General features: G+C 65.7%; 17 protein-coding genes. 9 read left to right on the top strand and 8 right to left on the bottom strand.

Going from position 1 to position 16544, the window contains the following annotated elements; genetic code table 11:
- The first annotated feature begins 69 nt into the window (after positions 1-69).
- The 7 genes from DAEP_RS0119825 (at position 70) to DAEP_RS0119795 (ending at position 7715) form a co-directional block, all read left to right on the top strand.
- Positions 70-1314 carry an ABC transporter substrate-binding protein gene (locus DAEP_RS0119825; protein WP_027245908.1) on the top strand — a complete coding sequence of 415 codons (1245 nt, stop codon included), beginning with the start codon at positions 70-72 and terminating at the stop codon, positions 1312-1314.
- A 59-nt stretch (positions 1315-1373) separates the two neighbouring features.
- Positions 1374-2246, top strand: a complete 873-nt coding sequence (locus tag DAEP_RS0119820) for a carbohydrate ABC transporter permease (RefSeq protein ID WP_027245907.1) — start codon at positions 1374-1376, stop codon at positions 2244-2246.
- Positions 2239-3135: a carbohydrate ABC transporter permease gene (locus DAEP_RS0119815; protein WP_027245906.1), complete on the top strand. Its 897-nt coding sequence runs from the start codon at positions 2239-2241 to the stop codon at positions 3133-3135. Before DAEP_RS0119820 ends, DAEP_RS0119815 begins: the two co-directional genes overlap by 8 nt.
- Before the next feature lie 4 nt (positions 3136-3139).
- Positions 3140-4237 (top strand): ABC transporter ATP-binding protein, encoded by a 1098-nt coding sequence (locus DAEP_RS0119810; protein ID WP_008558586.1) that lies wholly within the window; start codon positions 3140-3142, stop codon positions 4235-4237.
- Complete coding sequence (locus DAEP_RS0119805) at positions 4234-5121, top strand: glucokinase (RefSeq protein ID WP_027245905.1); 888 nt, start codon at positions 4234-4236, stop codon at positions 5119-5121. Before DAEP_RS0119810 ends, DAEP_RS0119805 begins: the two co-directional genes overlap by 4 nt.
- A gap of 172 nt (positions 5122-5293) precedes the next feature.
- On the top strand, positions 5294-6658 hold the full coding sequence (locus DAEP_RS0119800) for an MATE family efflux transporter (RefSeq protein WP_027245904.1): 1365 nt from the start codon (positions 5294-5296) through the stop codon (positions 6656-6658).
- A gap of 190 nt (positions 6659-6848) precedes the next feature.
- Positions 6849-7715, top strand: coding sequence for a formate/nitrite transporter family protein (locus DAEP_RS0119795; RefSeq protein ID WP_425411784.1), 867 nt, complete (start codon positions 6849-6851; stop codon positions 7713-7715).
- A gap of 37 nt (positions 7716-7752) precedes the next feature.
- Here DAEP_RS0119795 and DAEP_RS0119790 read toward each other — a convergent pair whose 3' ends face one another.
- The 8 genes from DAEP_RS0119790 to DAEP_RS0119755 all read right to left on the bottom strand — a co-directional run bounded on the left by DAEP_RS0119790 (position 7753) and on the right by DAEP_RS0119755 (position 14843).
- Positions 7753-8760 carry an App1 family protein phosphatidate phosphatase gene (locus DAEP_RS0119790; protein ID WP_027245902.1) on the bottom strand — a complete coding sequence of 336 codons (1008 nt, stop codon included), beginning with the start codon at positions 8758-8760 and terminating at the stop codon, positions 7753-7755.
- 107 nt (positions 8761-8867) lie between these two features.
- Positions 8868-9206: a RidA family protein gene (locus tag DAEP_RS0119785; RefSeq protein ID WP_008558530.1), complete on the bottom strand. Its 339-nt coding sequence runs from the start codon at positions 9204-9206 to the stop codon at positions 8868-8870.
- Between the two features lie 9 nt (positions 9207-9215).
- Positions 9216-10610: an FAD/NAD(P)-dependent oxidoreductase gene (locus tag DAEP_RS0119780; protein WP_027245900.1), complete on the bottom strand. Its 1395-nt coding sequence runs from the start codon at positions 10608-10610 to the stop codon at positions 9216-9218.
- Complete coding sequence (locus DAEP_RS0119775; protein WP_027245899.1) at positions 10597-10908, bottom strand: (2Fe-2S)-binding protein; 312 nt, start codon at positions 10906-10908, stop codon at positions 10597-10599. The genes DAEP_RS0119780 and DAEP_RS0119775 overlap by 14 nt, the downstream gene beginning before the upstream one ends.
- The gene (locus DAEP_RS0119770; RefSeq protein ID WP_008558559.1) at positions 10883-11983 is read right to left on the bottom strand and encodes an NAD(P)/FAD-dependent oxidoreductase; all 1101 of its coding nucleotides are present in this window, start codon (positions 11981-11983) and stop codon (positions 10883-10885) included. The genes DAEP_RS0119775 and DAEP_RS0119770 overlap by 26 nt, the downstream gene beginning before the upstream one ends.
- A 69-nt stretch (positions 11984-12052) precedes the next feature.
- Positions 12053-13045, bottom strand: a complete 993-nt coding sequence (dctP, locus tag DAEP_RS0119765) for a TRAP transporter substrate-binding protein DctP (protein ID WP_027245898.1) — start codon at positions 13043-13045, stop codon at positions 12053-12055.
- A 32-nt stretch (positions 13046-13077) separates the two neighbouring features.
- The gene (locus DAEP_RS0119760) at positions 13078-14376 is read right to left on the bottom strand and encodes a TRAP transporter large permease (protein ID WP_027245897.1); all 1299 of its coding nucleotides are present in this window, start codon (positions 14374-14376) and stop codon (positions 13078-13080) included.
- On the bottom strand, positions 14373-14843 hold the full coding sequence (locus tag DAEP_RS0119755) for a TRAP transporter small permease (RefSeq protein ID WP_027245896.1): 471 nt from the start codon (positions 14841-14843) through the stop codon (positions 14373-14375). The genes DAEP_RS0119760 and DAEP_RS0119755 overlap by 4 nt, the downstream gene beginning before the upstream one ends.
- 112 nt (positions 14844-14955) lie before the next feature.
- Between DAEP_RS0119755 and DAEP_RS0119750 the strand changes: the two genes are divergently transcribed.
- Positions 14956-15888 carry a LysR family transcriptional regulator gene (locus DAEP_RS0119750; RefSeq protein ID WP_027245895.1) on the top strand — a complete coding sequence of 311 codons (933 nt, stop codon included), beginning with the start codon at positions 14956-14958 and terminating at the stop codon, positions 15886-15888.
- A gap of 181 nt (positions 15889-16069) precedes the next feature.
- Positions 16070-16318, top strand: coding sequence for a hypothetical protein (locus tag DAEP_RS0119745; RefSeq protein ID WP_008558554.1), 249 nt, complete (start codon positions 16070-16072; stop codon positions 16316-16318).
- The last annotated feature ends 226 nt before the right edge of the window (positions 16319-16544 follow it).

The following is a 16544-nucleotide window of genomic DNA, read 5'->3' as shown; positions in this document are numbered from 1 at the left end:
GCCCCGAGGTTTTGCAAGCTGATGGGGAAGGCTGCGGGGAGCGGCCGTCATATAAGGGAGGAATAAGCGATGAAATTCACCGCTTTTGCGGCCGCATCGGCCGTGGCGATGGCCTGTGCGGCCCCGGCCTTGGCCGGGCCTGAGGCCGAAGTTCTGCACTGGTGGACATCCGGCGGCGAGGCCAAATCGGCTGCTGTGCTGCAACAGGAATTTGCCGACAACGGCGGCACCTGGACCGACATGCCGGTGGCGGGCGGCGGCGGCGATGCGGCGATGACCGCGCTGCGCGCCCGTGTCCTGTCCGGCAACGCGCCGACTGCGGTGCAGCTCAAGGGCCCTGCGATCCAGGAATGGTACGAGGAAGGCGTGCTGGCCGATATCTCCGCCGTTGCGGAGGCCGAGGGCTGGGCGGATGTGCTGCCCGGCTCCATCGCCGAGCATATGAAATGCGAGGGCAAATGGTGCGCCGCGCCGGTGAACGTGCACCGGGTCGACTGGATCTGGGCCAATGCGGCGGTTCTGGAGGCCAGCGGTATCGAGATGCCAGCGACCTGGGAGGAGTTCAACGCCGCCGCGGACAAGCTGCTGGCGGCGGGCGTCACCCCGCTGGCGCATGGCGGCCAGGCCTGGCAGGACGCCACCGTGTTCGAGGCTGTCGCCTTGGGCATTCTGGGGCCGGAGGATTTCCGCAAGGCCTTTGTCGACTTGGACATGGAGACGCTGAAGTCCGGCAAGATGACCGCGGTCTTTGACCAGATGCGCAAGATGCGGGGCTATGTGGATGCGAACTTCCCGGGCCGCGACTGGAACCTGGCCACCGCCATGGTGATGAACGGCGAGGCCGCGTTCCAGATCATGGGCGACTGGGCCAAGGGCGAATTCCTGGCCGCGGGCAAGGAGCCGGGCAAGGATTTCCTCTGCGCTTCGGTGCCGGGCGACGGGTTCCTTTATAACGTCGACAGCTTCGCCATGTTCGAGGTCGACGGCGAGGACAAGCAGGCCGGGCAGGACCTGCTGGCCAAGCTGATCGTCGGGCCGAAGTTCCAGGAGGTGTTCAACCTCAACAAGGGTTCGATCCCGGCGCGGGTCGATGTGAAACTGGACGCCTTTGACTCCTGTGCGCATCTGTCGGCCAAGGATATGGGCGAAAGCGCCGAAGGCGGCTCGCTGCTGCCGAGCTATGCCCACGGCATGGCGCTGCGCGGCGCGCAAGCCGGCGCCATCACCGACGTGGTGACGGCGCATTTCAACTCGGACATGTCCTCGGATGAGGCCGTGCAGATGCTGGCCGACGCCGTCGCCAACTCCATGTGAACCTCCCCCGGGCCTCGCGTCCTTCGGGATGCGGGGCCGTTTATGCAAGGGCCGTTACAATGTCCCAATGGCTTGAACGTCATATACCGAAGATGGTGCTGGCACCGTCCTTCGCCGCGGTGCTGGTGTTTGTCTACGGCTTCATCATCTGGACCGCCTGGGTGTCGCTGACCCGCTCCCGACTGCTGCCGAAATACGAAATCGAAGGCTTCATCCAGTATGAGCGCCTGTTCGCCGCGCCGCGCTGGGATACCGCGATGTCGAACCTGTTCGTGTTCGGCACCCTGTTCATCGTGATTTCCATGGTGCTGGGGCTGATGCTGGCGATCCTGCTGGACCAGAAGATCCGCACCGAGGGCGTGCTGCGCACCATCTACCTCTACCCGATGGCGCTGTCGCTGATTGTGACCGGCACCGCCTGGAAGTGGATCATGAACCCCGGCCTGGGCCTGGAGGCGATGGTGCGCGGCTGGGGGTTCGAAAACTTCACCTTCGACTGGGTGATCAACCCGGACAAGGCGATCTATGCAGTGGTTATCGCAGGTGTCTGGCAGGCGTCGGGTTTCGTTATGGCGCTGTTCCTTGCGGGCCTGCGCGGTGTCGATGGGGAGATCATCAAGGCCGCGCAGGTCGATGGCATCCCCGCCTGGCGGATCTATACCGCGATCATCATCCCCTCGATGGCGCCGATCTTCCTGTCCGCTTTCATCGTGCTGGCGCATCTGGCGATCAAGAGCTTCGACCTGGTGATCGCCCTCACCGGCGGCGGCCCCGGCTATGCCACCGACCTGCCCGCCACCTACATGTACACGATGGCCTTTTCCCGCGGCGACATCGGCCAGGCGGCAAGCTCCGCCATGGTGATGATGGCTGTGGTTTTCGCGATCATCGTTCCCTACCTCTACTCCGAGCTGAGGGCCAAACATGACTGATGCGACGCTTGCCCCCGCCCGCGCGCCTGCGCAGAATTGGAGCCGCATCGCCCTGCGCTGGCTGCTGTTCACGCTCCTGGGCCTGTTTGCCCTGTTCTACCTGATGCCGCTCTTCGTGATGATCACCACCTCGCTCAAAAGCCTGGAGGAAATCCGCACCGGCAGCCTGATCGCCTTCCCGCGCGAGGTGACGTTCGACGCCTGGCGCACCGCCTGGTCGGAGGCCTGTACCGGCATCCAGTGCGAGGGCCTGCGCCCGTTCTTCTGGAACTCCGTGGTGATCGCGGTGCCTGCGGTGGCGATTTCCACCATGCTGGGGGCCGCCAACGGCTATGTCATCGCGCAATGGCGGTTCCGCGGCGCCAACCTGATCTTCTCGCTGATGCTGTTCGGCTGCTTCATCCCGTTCCAGGTGGTGCTGCTGCCGATGGCCCGGATGCTGGGGCTGATGGGGCTGGCGGGCAGCATTCCGGGGCTGATCTTTGTCCATGTGATCTATGGCATCGGCTTCACCACGCTGTTCTTCCGCAACTTCTATGTCACCATTCCGCAGGATCTGGTGAAGGCGGCCAAGGTGGACGGCGCGGGGTTCTTCCGGATCTTCTGGTCGATCTTCCTGCCGCTGTCGCTTCCGATCATCGTCGTGACCGTGATCTGGCAGTTCACCCAGATCTGGAACGACTTCCTGTTCGGTGTCTCCTTCAGCCAGGCGGGCACCCAGCCGGTGACCGTGGCGCTCAACAACATCGTCAACTCGACCACCGGCGTGAAGGAATACAACGTCGACATGGCCGCAGCGATCATCGCCGCGCTGCCGACGCTGCTGGTCTATGCCGTTGCCGGCAAATACTTCATCCGCGGCCTGACCGCCGGATCTGTGAAAGGGTAATCTCATGGCTCCTATCCTGGACATCACCAACCTGCGCAAGAACTACGGCGCGACCGAGATCCTCAAGGACATCAACGTCAGCATCGAGCCGGGCGACTTCCTGGTGCTGGTCGGCCCCTCCGGCTGCGGCAAGTCCACGCTTCTGAACTGCATCGCCGGGCTGGAGCCGATCTCCGGCGGGCGGATCGAAATCGGCGGGCGCGACATGACCCATGTCAGCCCCAAGGACCGCGACATCGCGATGGTGTTCCAGTCCTATGCGCTCTACCCGACGATGACGGTGGCCAAGAACATCACCTTCGGCATGAAGGTGCGCGGCGCCGATGCGGCAACGCAGGCGCGCAAGCTGAAGGAGGTCGCGGCGCAGCTGCAGATCGAGGCGCTCTTGGACCGCCGCCCCGGCCAGCTTTCGGGCGGCCAGCGGCAGCGGGTGGCGATGGGCCGGGCGCTGGTGCGCGACCCCAAGCTGTTCCTGTTCGATGAGCCGCTGTCGAACCTCGACGCCAAGCTGCGGGTCGAGATGCGGACCGAGATCAAGAAGCTGCACCACAATCTCGGCGCCACCATGGTCTATGTCACCCATGACCAGATTGAGGCGATGACGCTGGCGACCAAGATCGTGGTGATGAAGGGCGGCGTGGTGCAGCAGATCGGCACGCCGGCCGAGATCTACAACAAGCCCGCAAATCTGTTTGTGGCCGATTTCATGGGCAGCCCGGCGATGAACCTGATCCCGGCGCGGGCGCAGCCGAACGGGCAGGGGACACGGATCGAGATGGACTGCGGCGGCAGCGCGCCGATCGTGCTGAAGGACAGCCGCGCCACCGGCCTGCCGCAGGACGTGATCCTGGGCGTGCGTCCCGAAGACATTGCCGAGGCGGGTTTTCGCGCCGGTGAAGGCGTGCAGGAGGCGGCCTGCCTCATCGACATGGTGGAACCCGCGGGCGCAGATACCTATGTCGTCTCGCAGCTGGGCGGCAAGCAGGTGACAGCGCGGCTGCACGCGGAAACCCGGGCGCAGCCGGGGCAGATGCTGGATCTGGCCTTTGATCTCTCCAAGGTCTCCTATTTCTCGCCGGCAACCGGCGAGCGGCTGAATTGACCCGGCTGCGGCTGGCCGCGGATGCCGGCGGCACCAATACGCGGCTGGGGCTGGCGCGGGATGGCGTCTTGCTGGCAGACACGGTGCAGAGCTTCCGCAACGAGGCGTATGCCGGCTTTGCGGACGTGATGGATCTTTACCTGCAAGAGGCCGCGCCCGGCGGCGTGGCGGAGGTGGCGATTGCGATCGCCGGACCGGTCACCGGAACTGCCGCGCGGCTCACCAACCGGGACTGGCATTTCGACGCCGCGGCGCTGTCGCGCCATCTCCATGGTGCGCGCGTGAATCTGCTGAATGACTTGGCGGCGCTGGGGCAGGCCTGTCCGCATCTGGGAGCGGAATGCCTGGATACGGTGATTGCCCCGGCAGGCGATGCGGGCGGCGGCGGCCAGCGGCTGGTCGCGGGCATCGGCACCGGCTTCAACCTGTCGCCGGTGCTGCACGCGGGCGGGCAAGTGCAATGCCTGAACGTGGAATACGGCCATGTCAGCCTGCCGCTGGACGTGGCGGAGCATCTGCGCAGCCGTGTGCCGGAGGCGGAGGCTTTCCGCACGGTAGAGCATCTGTTCTCCGGCCGCGGGTATGCAGCCGTGCGCGCGCAGTTTGCGGACGATGACGCCGGCACAGAGGCGTTTCAGACGTTTTATGCAGAGCTGCTGGCGCTGCTCGCGCGTAACTTGATGCTGGCGTTTCTGCCCGCGCAGGGGATCTATTTCGCCGGTGCGGTCGCGCGCAGCCTGCTGGCCTCCCCGGCGCGGCAGGTCTTTGCGGAGGCCTTTCGCCAGCCCTTCGCGCTGGATACCGGGATAGGGGCGCCGGTGTTTGTCATCCTCGACGACGCCGCGGCGCTGAAGGGCTGCGCCGCCGTCACCATCAGCAGCTGATCCGCGAGGCCCGCGCGGGCCGCCTCTGCGGATGATAATCCGCGTTATGGTAAATACGCGGCCCGCAGGGCGGGACGGCTGACGCATTCACGTGTTTTTCCGGGTGCCGGGAACGCCGCGCCCGGTTGCGGCGTTGGGTCTGCAACACCCATCCGCAGCGGGAGGTACATGCATGGCGCGGTCTGATCTGACCGAAGGGCCGGTCTGGCGCGCGCTGGCGCGGGTTTCGGCACCGATGTCGCTGGGCATTCTGGCGGTTCTGTCGATCGGATTGGCCGATGCGTATTTGCTGGGCCAGCTGGGCGGTGCGCCGCTGGCGGCGGTGGGGTTCATCTATCCGGTCACAACGGCGCTGGCCTCGCTGGCGATCGGGCTGTCGGCAGGCGCAAACGCGGCCGTGTCGCAGGCCCTGGGCCGCGAGGATGAGGACAGCGCGGTGGCGCGGATGTCGCTGCATGCCGCCGGGCTGGGCCTGCTGTTGTCGGTGCTGGTGGCGCTGGCCTTTTACGCCCTGCACGGGCAGATTTTTTCCCTGATGGGCGCGCGCGGCAAGGTGATGGAGGAGATTTCCGCCTATGTCCCGCTTTGGGCGCTGTCGTTCCCGTTTCTGGTTCTGATGATGCTGGTCAACGCGCTGTTCCGCGCGCATGGCAATGCGGTTCATGCCTCGCTGTTCATGATCCTGGCGGCGGCAGTGAACATCGCGCTCAATCCGCTATTCATCTTCGGCTGGGGTCCGGTGCCGGCGATGGAGACCGGCGGCGCGGCGCTGGCGACGCTGGCCGGGCGGGTGGCGGCGGCGGCCGGCGCCATCGCCTTTGCCGTTCATGCGGGCTATCTGCGGCTGTGCGGCCGGATCGGGCAGGACCTGTGGCGCAGCCTGCGGGACATCACCCAGGTCGGCGCGCCGGCCGCCTTTTCCAATGCGATCAACCCGGCGGGCATGGCGCTGGTCACTGCTGCGGTGGCTACACTCGGCGATGCCGCGGTCGCCGGGTTCGGCGCTGCAACGCGGGTGCAGTCGCTGGCGATTGTGGTGCTGCTGGCGCTGTCTGCCGGGATCGGCCCGGTGGTCGGCCAGAACTGGGGCGCAGGCAAGGAAACCCGGGCGCAATCCGCGGTGGTGCAGGCCTGGGCGTTCTGCCTGGTGTACGGCCTGGCCCTGGGCGCAGTGCTGAGCCTGGGCGGCGGCTGGATCGCCTCTGCCATTGCCGAGGACGCGGAGGCGGCGGACTACACGCGCCGCTATTTGCAGGTCGTCGGCTGGAGCCTGTTCGGCTATGGAATCCTGGTGACCGCAAACGCGGCGATGAACGCCCGCTCCAAGGCGCTGCATTCGATGGGGCTGAGCCTGGGGCGGATCACGCTGATCTATGTGCCGCTGGCCTGGCTTGGGGTCTGGACCTTCGGCTATGGCGGCATCCTAGCGGCGGCGGTTGCGGCCAACCTCGGCGCTGTCGCCGGGGCGGTCTGGGCCGCCCGGCGCACCGGGCTCTGGCCGCAAGACACCCGCATCGCCCGGCACATCGCAGCGTGAAGCCTGCCGGAACGATGTGTGCGATCCGGCAAACTATCCGGAAAACCGGATTTGTCTGGGAACGTTTTGCTGTTTCGGGCGTTCAATCTGAGACAAGGTGCGCGCCCCGGCGGGCCAATTACGGCCCGCGCGGCAATACAGGGCCCCTCCCCGGCCCACCGTGCGGGCTTTCCCAACAGGCAGGAGACCGATGATGACCCCCACTGACCAGCACCTTCTTGCAGAAGAGCAAAGGGAACGCGAGGCAGTGGAGGAGGCCACCGGCCTGTCCGCCAAGCTGATTTTCGAAACCATCAGGGTCGAAGGCGAAGAGGAGCTGCGGCGCCCGCTGCGGGCGTTGTGGTGGTCCGGCCTGGCGGCCGGCCTGCTGATTTCCTTCTCGGTCTGGGGGGAGGCGATCCTGCGCTCCAGCCTGCCGGACGGGGACTGGCGGTTCATCGTCGAGAACCTGGGCTACAGCCTTGGGTTTGTGCTGGTCATTCTGGGCCGGATGCAGCTGTTCACGGAAAACACCATCACCACCGTGGTGCCGGTGACGCTGTCGCCGACGTGGAAATCCCTCGGGCGCACCGGGCGGCTGTGGGCGGTGGTGCTGGCAGCAAACGTCACCGGCGCTTTCATCGCTGCCGCCTTCCTGGCGTTCACGCCGGTCATGTCCGCCCCGATGGCAGACGCGATGCTGGAGCTGAGCCACCACGCGACCGGAATGCCGTGGGCCGAGGGTCTGGTGCGGGGCATCCCTGCGGGCGTGCTGATTGCCGCGCTGGTGTGGATGCTGCCTCAGGCCAACGGCTCGGCGCTGCCGCTGATCATCCTCATCACCTGGCTGATCGCCCTTGGGGATTTCACCCATATCATCGCAGGCTCTGTCGAAATGGCCTTTCTGATGGTGCAGGGCGAGCTGTCCGCGGGGCCTGCCGTGTTCCGCTTCTTCCTGCCGGTGCTGGCGGGCAATGTGATCGGCGGCACCGCGGTGTTTACCCTGCTGACCTGGGCACAGATCCGGCCTGAAGTTGAAGAGGCAAGAGAAAAGAAAGATCGCAGGCTGAAGACTTGACCGCCTGAAACCCGCGCGGCCCGCCTCCGGGCCGCCGTCACACGGGGGCGGTTATCCTCTTCAGCTGCTGCGCTGCGCCGTCGAAACTGGGGGCGGCAAACACGGTGATACCGGTTTCCCTCAGCTCTGCCAGGTCGCGCTCATCCTCCGCGCTCAGCCCGTCTGCGGGCACCCGCAGCAGCACCGCGGCGATGCGGCCCGGATGGCGGCGCACCGCTGCCCCGTAGATGGAGGCGTCCCTCTGCCCGGTGTCGCCGATCAGGATTGCAGGCAGCTCCGGGTGCGCATTCAGCAGCAGGTCGATGCTTTGCCCCTTGTGGCTGCCGTGTCCCGCGGAGATGAACTGGGTCTCGCTCAATCCCAGGTCGCGCAGGAACATCGGGCCGCGGACCAGATCCGCCTGGCGGAACACCTGGTCCAGAAACGCGTGCATGTTCCAGGGCGAGGAACTGACATAGAACACCGGATTGCGGCCCTGCTGCGACAGCTTGCCCAGCAGCTCTGCCGAGTCCGGGAACACATGCCGCGTCAGCGCATTGCCGCTGAAGGTGGTCCAAAGGTTGCGCACCAGCGAATAGGCGGAGGTCTGCATCACCGTGTCATCAATGTCGGAGATCACCAGAAACCGGGCATCCGGCCGCGGGATCAGCACCGGGCAGACGGTCCGCGCGCCGCTGTCCGCGACAGCAACCGGGATTTCGTGCCAGCCCGGCGCCCGGCCCGGCGGCAGCGGCAGCTGGAAATAGCCTTCTTCGTCGCTCACTGCGGTGGCGTCACCGTGGCAGACCGTGATCCCTTCCGCCTCGTCCGTCAGGAACAGCGAAACCATCTGCCGCATATTGCGCAAAACGCCCTGCCCTGCGCGGGGGGGGCTGTGGCGCAGGTGCGACAGCACCCGGCCGCGCACGATCAGGGCCTCCGGCGTGGCGTAGCCGATGTAAGCGTCGATCACCAGATCCGCGCCGCTGCGCGCCTTGCGGGGCAGCAGCCTGTCCAGCAGATTTTCGGCATGAAGGGCGGCGCGGTGCAGGGTTTGCTTGAGCATATCGGACCTCGTTGCTGCTTCAGGTATACAACGCACGAGGTGCCGGTAAAGTGCCCGGCCCCTGTCAGACGCAAGGGCCGGGTTCAGTGTCAGTGCTGAAATGCCGCTCAGCAGGCGGCGGTGACGATGATTTCCACCTTCAGATCCGGCCGCGCAAGCCTGGCTTCGCCGCAGGCCCGCGCCGGGGCGTGGCCTTGCGGCACCCAGGCGTCCCAGACCGCGTTCATTTCGGCAAAATCCTTCATGTCGGCCAGCCAGACAATCGCCTGCAGGATCTGCTGCGGCGAGGAGCCGGCCTTCTCCAGCAGCGCCTCGACGCGGGACAGGCAGTCGCGGGTCTGTTCGGCCACATCGGCGCCGTCCCCGACCTGGCCGCACAGATAGGCCACGCCGTTATGCTTCACGATCTTGCTCATGCGGGGGCCGGTTTCGATCCGTTCGATCATCTTAATCTCCTATTCAGCGGCAGTGGCGGAGGGATCCTCCATCGCTGCCAGTTCGCCCAGTGTCACGGGTTTTATCGGCGGCCGGATGCGGTAGTAGCCCGTCTCATCCGGGGTCTGCCCGTTGGCCTCGGCCAGCAGCGCCGTCACGGTCAGCCCGCAATAGCGGCCCTGGCACGGCCCCATCCCTGCGCGCCCGAAGGCCTTGGCCTGGTTCGGTCCGAGACAGCCGAGCTTGGCATAGCTGCGGATGTCGCCCGCGGTGACCTCCTCGCAGCGGCAGACGATGGTGCTGTCGGCGGGCCGCACTGCGCCCGCATAGGGCGGATAGGCCGCATCCAGGAAAGGGCGCACCGCGGTTTCCCGGCTGCGGCGGCTGAACAGCGGCGCGGCCAGGCGGTCGCGCTCCGCCGCGGTGATCCGGCCCAGCTCCTCCGCCGCCTTCAGTGCCGCAATCCGGCCTGCATATTCTGCCGCCATGGCGCCGCCGATGCCTGCACCGTCCCCGGCGATCAGAACACCCTCCTTGGCGGTTTCGCCCCAGGGGCCGGTTTCGGGCACAAAGCACTGCTGCGCTTCGGACCAGACATGCGGCACATTGATCGAACGCGCGGCCTGGGTGTTCGGCACCACCCCGTGATGCAGCAGGACGGTCTCGCAGGCGATGCGGTGCGCCTGCCCCTTGCTGCGGAAGGTCACGGCCTCGGCGCCGGTGCTGCCCGCCACCGCGATCTCCGTTGCGCCGGTGTAGCGCGGCACGCCGGCGCGCTTGATCTCCGCCAGCATCTTCAGGCCCTTGGCCAGATAACGCCAGCCGCGCAGCGCGCCGGGCAGATGGCGGCTGGCAGCCAGCGGGCTGGCCGCGGTCTGGGTCTCGACCAGCGCCAGCGGCGGTGTTCCGGCCCGCACCATCTGCGCCGCGATCAGATAGAGCAGCGGCCCGCTTCCGGCGAGCACCGCGCGGCGCGGCAGCACGCCGGATTGCTTCAGCAGGATCTGCGCCGCGCCCGCGGTCATCACGCCGGGCAGGGTCCAGCCGGGGAGCGGCATCGGACGCTCCAGCGCGCCGGTGGCCAGGATCACCCGCGCGGCCTCCAGCTGCTCGCCGCGGCCATCGCGGATGAAGGAGATGCGGAAGCCGTCCTCGATGGCCCAGACAACGGCACCTGTCAGGCGCGTGATCCCGGCCCCGCCAAGGCCCGCCGTCAGGGTTGCCCCGTGCAGATACTCCTGCCCCAGAATGGCGCCGCGCGGTCCGCTCGCGCGGTCCACATCGCGGTAGATCTGCCCGCCGGGGCGGTTCTGCTCGTCCAGCAGGGTGACGCTCAGGCCGTGCCGCGCGGCCTCGGCAGCGGCGGCCATGCCCGCCGGGCCCGCGCCGATGATGGCCAGATCACAGCGTTTCATCGCCAGCCTCCGCTTCATACGGGCGGGCAATCTTCAGGCCCTCTTCCACTTCCAGCATACAGGCCTGCTGCACGCGGCCCCCAATCTCCACCAGGCATTCGAAACAGGCGCCCATCATGCAGTACGGCGCCCGCGGCGCGCCCGAGACTGGCGTGTGGCGGAACACCTGCACGCCGGCGGCCAGCAGCGCGGCGGCCAGGTTGGCGCCTGCGGGCAGGTCAAGCGGCTGGCCGTCGAACCAGACCCGCACACGGGGGGCATCGTCTGCCAGCTCAAGAAACGGGGAATCGGTCTTCACTGAACACCTCCAGATCAGGGGCGGCTGCGGTGCCTTCCAGCCAGTCCGGCAGGAACAGCGCATGGGCCGCGGCCAGGGTGATGCCGCTGTGGCAGGTGACGAGATAGGCGCCCGGCAGATCCGGGCTTTCCTGGTAGATCGGCAGCCCGTCGGGCGACAGGATGCGCAGCGCGCCCCAGCTGCGCACCAGCTGCGCGCGGGCCAGCGCCGGGTAGGCGGCGATGGCCTCGGCTGCCAAACCCGACAGGCCCGGCTGCGTCACGCTGTCGTCCAGCCCGACCTCTTCGTTGGTGGCGCCGATCTGAATGCCGCCCTCATCCACCTGGCGGGCAATCAGCGAGGGGCGGTTGATCAGTTTCGGCAGCTTTTCGGTGATCAGCACCTGGCCGCGCTGCGGGCGCACCGGCGCCTTGAAGCCCAGCTTGGGGCCCAGCTCCATCGCGCCGAGACCGGCGGAGAGCACAACCTTGGCCGCCGTGACCGTGGTGCCGTCGCTGCACTGGACCTTGAACGCATCCGGTTTGGACACCGCGGTGACGGTCTTGCCGTTCAGGACCGTGCCGCCCAGCCGGCGCACGTCCTCGGCCAGCGAGACCAGCAGGCGCAGCGGGTTTGCGTGGCCGTCCTGGTGATGCAGGATCGCGCCTGCCACCTTGGGGCCGATATGCGGCTCCTCGCGGCTGAGCGCGTTGCGGCCCAGCACCTCGTAAGGGTAGTTGCCGCCCAGCTTGTCCTTCAGCGCATCATATTGCGCAACGGTGGCATAAAGCGTTTCTTCGGAGAAGTGCAGGTCATAGCCGCCGTTCTGCTGCAGCCCGACGGAGCGTCCGGTGCCGTCCTCCAGCTCGGCGGCAAATCCGGCCCAGGCCGCGGCGGACTGCTGGCTCCAGCTGGCATAACGCGGCTGTTTCATGCCCTTGGACTGGACCCAGACCAGGCCGAAATTGCCGCGGCTGGCGCGGAACGATCCGTCATCGCCGTCCAGCACCGTGACGCGCTTGCCGCGCCTGAGCAGCCCCCAGGCCACGGACAGGCCGACAACGCCGCCGCCGATCACTGCATAATCTGCTTCCATCCTGCCGTATCTCCGGGGTTGGCTGCGGTTGCGGGGCGGCGCGCGGCCGCCCCCGTCTGTCATGCGGGTTTACTTGCCGATCTGGTCAAGAATGCCCTGGCCCCATTCGGCGCCGACGTCTTCCAGCACCACCGGCCAGACGTCGTTGCGCACCTTGGCAGCCATCGCCGCCAGTTCGTCGTCGCTCAGCTCGACAACCTTGGCACCCAGCTCATCGGCCAGACGCTGCTCCCATTTGCCCTGATCCTCTTCAGCGACGGTCCAGCGCTGCGCTTCGAAGTCTGCCGCAGCGGCCTTCAGCGCTTCCTGATCTTCCGCGTCCAGCTCGGCCAGCGAGCCGTTGGAGATGATCATGTACCAGACCTCGAAATGGGTGTTGGCGGGCACATAAGCCTTGGTCACATCGCGGAAGGACGCGTAATACCCTTCGGCGCCGGAGCCGATGACGCCGTCAACCACGCCGGTCTGGATCGCGGTGAACGCCTCGGAGAACGGGATCGGCGACGGGATGTAGCCAAGCGCCTCGCCGGTCAGCTGGAAGCTCTTGATGCCGGGCACCCGCACCTTGATGCCGTTGGACTGCGACGGGTCGCCCGGGCTGACCGGATCGGTGTTCAGCGCGATGCCGCCGAAATAGACCGGGTAGGCCGCCAGCATGGTGATGTCCTGCTTGGCATAAAGCTCTGCCATCACATTGCGCACCGCGCCCTCGGGGCCGTAGATCTTGCGCGCCTCATCCCAGTTGTTCGCCAGGTAGGGGAACGAGCTGATCTGCATCCGGCGGTCCGCCGCGGCCGCTGCAGGCTGGGTCGCCATGTCGATGGCGCCAACGCTGACGCGTTCCTGCACGGTGGTGTAATCGCCGAGCGCCGAGGCCGCGAAGATGTTGATCGAGACATCGCCGCCGGTGGCCTCATCCACCTGGGCTGCAAAGGCGCGCAGCTCCTTGTCGATGGTGGTGTCCTGCGGGCGCACGTGGCTCATCTTGAGGTCGGCGGCCGAGGCGAGGCCTGCCAGCGACATCAGGGCAGCAGCAGCGGTGCCGGTCAGAAAGTGTTTCATGGGTAGTCTCCTCCTTAAGGTGTCAGGTGTGGTCAGTAGCCGAAGAAACGCGGCAGAAAGAGCGACAGGTCGGGCCACAGCGAGGTCAGGAAGACCACCGGCACATAGCCTGTCAGGATCAGGATCATCGCGGGCGGGATCACCTTGGTGACCTTCACGTTGCCGATCCGCGCACCGAGGTAGAGGATCGAGGCGTATGGCGGGGTGACGCCGCCCATCGCGGTGTTGACGCCCATGATCGCGGCGAACTGCACCGGGGTGACTCCGATCGCCTGCATCAGCGGCAGCAACAGCGGCGCGATCAGGATGATGGCGGTGACGTCATTGACGACCATGCCGACCATGAACAGCAGGATGTTGATGAAGATCAGCAGCAGCACCTTGTTTTCGGTGATCTCGAAGATCGCGCTGACCATCTTCTGCGGGATCGCTTCATAGACGAACATCTGGCTCAGGATCATCGAGAACAGGATCATCACCATGATCGCGCCCACCGCGGTTGCGGCTTCCCTGCCGGCCTCCAGGAAGCTGTTCCACTTTAGCCCCTTGTAGATGAAGAAGCCGACCGGCAGCGCGTAGATCACCGACAGCGCGGCGGCTTCGGTCGGGGTCATGATGCCGCCGTAGATGCCGCCCAGGATAATCACCGGCATCAGGAGCGCCGGAGTGGCGTTGAAGCCCTTCTTCGCCACATCGCCTGCCAGCTGCGAGAAGCTGGGCGTGTCATCCAGCACCAGGTCGAACTTGCGGCTCATCCACAGGTTCATGGCCGAGAAGTTGAACATGATCAGCAGGCCCGGCCCCAGGGTCGCCAGGAAGCAGGCGAGGATCGAGGTGTCGGTTACCCAGCCATAGACGATCATGGTGACCGACGGCGGGATCAGCAGGCCCAGGATCGAGGAGTTGGCAATCAGCGCAGTGGCGTATTCCCGCGGGTAGCCGCGCTTTTCCATCTCGGGGATCAGCAGCGGGCCAATGGCGGCGATGCCGGTCAGGCCGGAGCCGGAGATCGCGCCGATGATGGCGCAGCTGACCGCCGCCACAACGCCCAGACCGCCGCGGATATGGCCGATGAAGGCGTTGACGAAGTTCAGAAGCGAGGCGGCGATGCCGCTGGCTGACATGATGGTGCCTGCCAGCACGAACAGCGGAATGGCCAGCAGCACCGGGTTGCCCAGCTGCTGGGAACCCCACAGCATCATGCCCTTCATGGTCACATCGCCCAGGAAATACATGATCATCAGGGCCGCGCCAAAGCAGTAGGGCAGCGGCACGCCCAGGGTCAGCGTCAGCACCAGGACGGCAATGGCAAGGAGTGCGATTTCAATCATTTTGCGGCTCCCGCGCGCAGGGCGTTGATATGGCGGAGCAGATGCATGGCGGTGTAGAGCATCATCAGCCCCAGCCCGGCCACGAGCGCCACTTCGGAATAGAATGTCGGCAGGTAGAGCGTCGGGCTCTCCTTCCAGACCCGCCAGGCGTACTGGGTGTATTCCCAGGCCCAGCTCAGCAGCCACAGGCCAACGGTCAGGCTGATGATTTCACCCACGATCGCCAGCACGGTGTGGCCGCGCTCTGTCTTGATGGCGATCTCCAGCACGTTGGCGCGGATGTGGGTATCCTCGCGCGAGGCGTTCACGGCGCCCAGGATATACAGCCATATGGTCGGGTAGAGCATGGTCTCCTCCAGCCCCATCACCGGGATCTGCAGCAGATAACGGGTGACCACCTGAACGAACTGGCCCAGGGCCACCAGGCAGATCAGCCCCGTCAGCAAGTATTTTGTGAATGTGTCCATCGGTCCTCCTTCCGGTGTCCCCTCACCGGGTTTGGCGGATTTGGCTGGACAAAGGGCATAAGATCAATTTGAAAATATCTCTGACTCCATCAATTTCCTTGATACCCAGGCCATGAACTTCTCGATCCGCCAGATCTTCACCTTCCGCGAGGTCATGCGCAGCGGCTCCATTTCCCAGGCCGCGCGCACTGTCGGGCGCACCCAGCCCGCTGTCAGCACCATGATTTCCACGCTGGAGGCGGAACTGGGCTTCAGCCTGTTCGTGCGCGAGCAGGGCAAGCTGATCCCGACGCCGGAGGCCCGGTTCTTTCTGGAGGAATGCGAGGCGGTGCTGGAACGGATCGAGCGGATCGAGCGCACGGTAAGCAAGATCCGCAGCCACGAGGCGGGCAAGCTGCGGGTCGCCTGCCACCCGGCGGCGGCGGGGCTGTTCATGCCGAGGATTTTAACGGATTTTCTGCAAGGCAAGGATGAGCTGGAGGTCTCGCTGATCATGCGGTCGTCGGATGTGATCGAGGATTTGATCGCTTCGCAGCAGTTCGACATCGGCTTTGCCGAAACCCCGGCGCCGCGACCGTCCATCAAGCAGAAGGACTTCGACCTGGAAAGCGTCTGCATCGTCCCGGAAAGCGACCCGCTGGCGGCGGCCGAACAGATTACACCGCTGGATCTGGACGGGGCGCCGATGGCGGTGCTGTTTGAAAAGCACCCCATGACGGTCCGGACAGAGGCCGCGTTCCAGCGCAGCGGCTGCCGGTTCCGCAAGCGGCTGGAGCTGCGCACCTGGGCCCCCGGCCTGCAGTTTGTGGCGGCGGGCATGTGCTACATGATTTGCGACATGATCACCGCCTATGGCTGTTTGCAGCAGCGCCAGACAACCGCAGGGCTGGCGATTCGCCGGTTCACGCCGCGAATCAGTTCCAGCGTCTCGATTCTCACCCCCGGATACGCCACACCGTCGCTGACATCCGAGGCTTTCACGTCGCGGCTGAGCACCGCAATCGGGCAAATGCAGTCCGAAATCGAAGCCTGTCTTCGCATTTAAGCGCGGCCCCGGCCCGGAAAACGCAAGGAAATGCTGCGGCACGGCATAATTTTGTTTCTCTTGAATCCAAGGCCTTAACCAGAATTTACCCAGCGGAAACCCGCAAATGCGTCACTTGGCGCGGGAACCTTTGCGGACACCGGCGCGTTGACCGGCTGACGCAACCCAAAAGGACAGTACGATGAAACCTTCCTATATTTTCGCCGCCATCGCCGGCATCCTTGTGCTGGTTTTCGCTGTTTACATGATCGACATTGATCAGACCCAGGAAACCCGCCTGCCTGACGTTGATGTAAACGTCGAAGGCGGCCAGCTGCCCGAGTTCGAAGCCGAAGTCGGCGACATCGAAACCGGGACCAAAGATGTGACCGTCACCGTTCCGACCGTCGACATTCAGAGCCCGGAAGAAGACGCCAAGGAAGGCGGCTAACCCCGGTCTCCTTGACAGAAAAAAAGCGCAGCGCACACCGCTGCGCTTTTTTTTTGCGCCGGCGCCGCCCGCAAGGCGCTGAACAGCCGCGGGGCACTGCGGCCCCGACCGTCACGCTGAGGCGCGAAAGAACAGAAAAATCAGCCGCTTGGAATAAGTTTGGAACAATCCCCGGCGGCACGCGTTAACCCACCAGATCATCATTAGGGGAAACATCATGGAATAT

The organism is Leisingera daeponensis DSM 23529 (assembly GCF_000473145.1).
Taxonomy (GTDB): domain Bacteria; phylum Pseudomonadota; class Alphaproteobacteria; order Rhodobacterales; family Rhodobacteraceae; genus Leisingera; species Leisingera daeponensis.
This window is presented reverse-complemented; position numbering and strand designations above follow the sequence as displayed.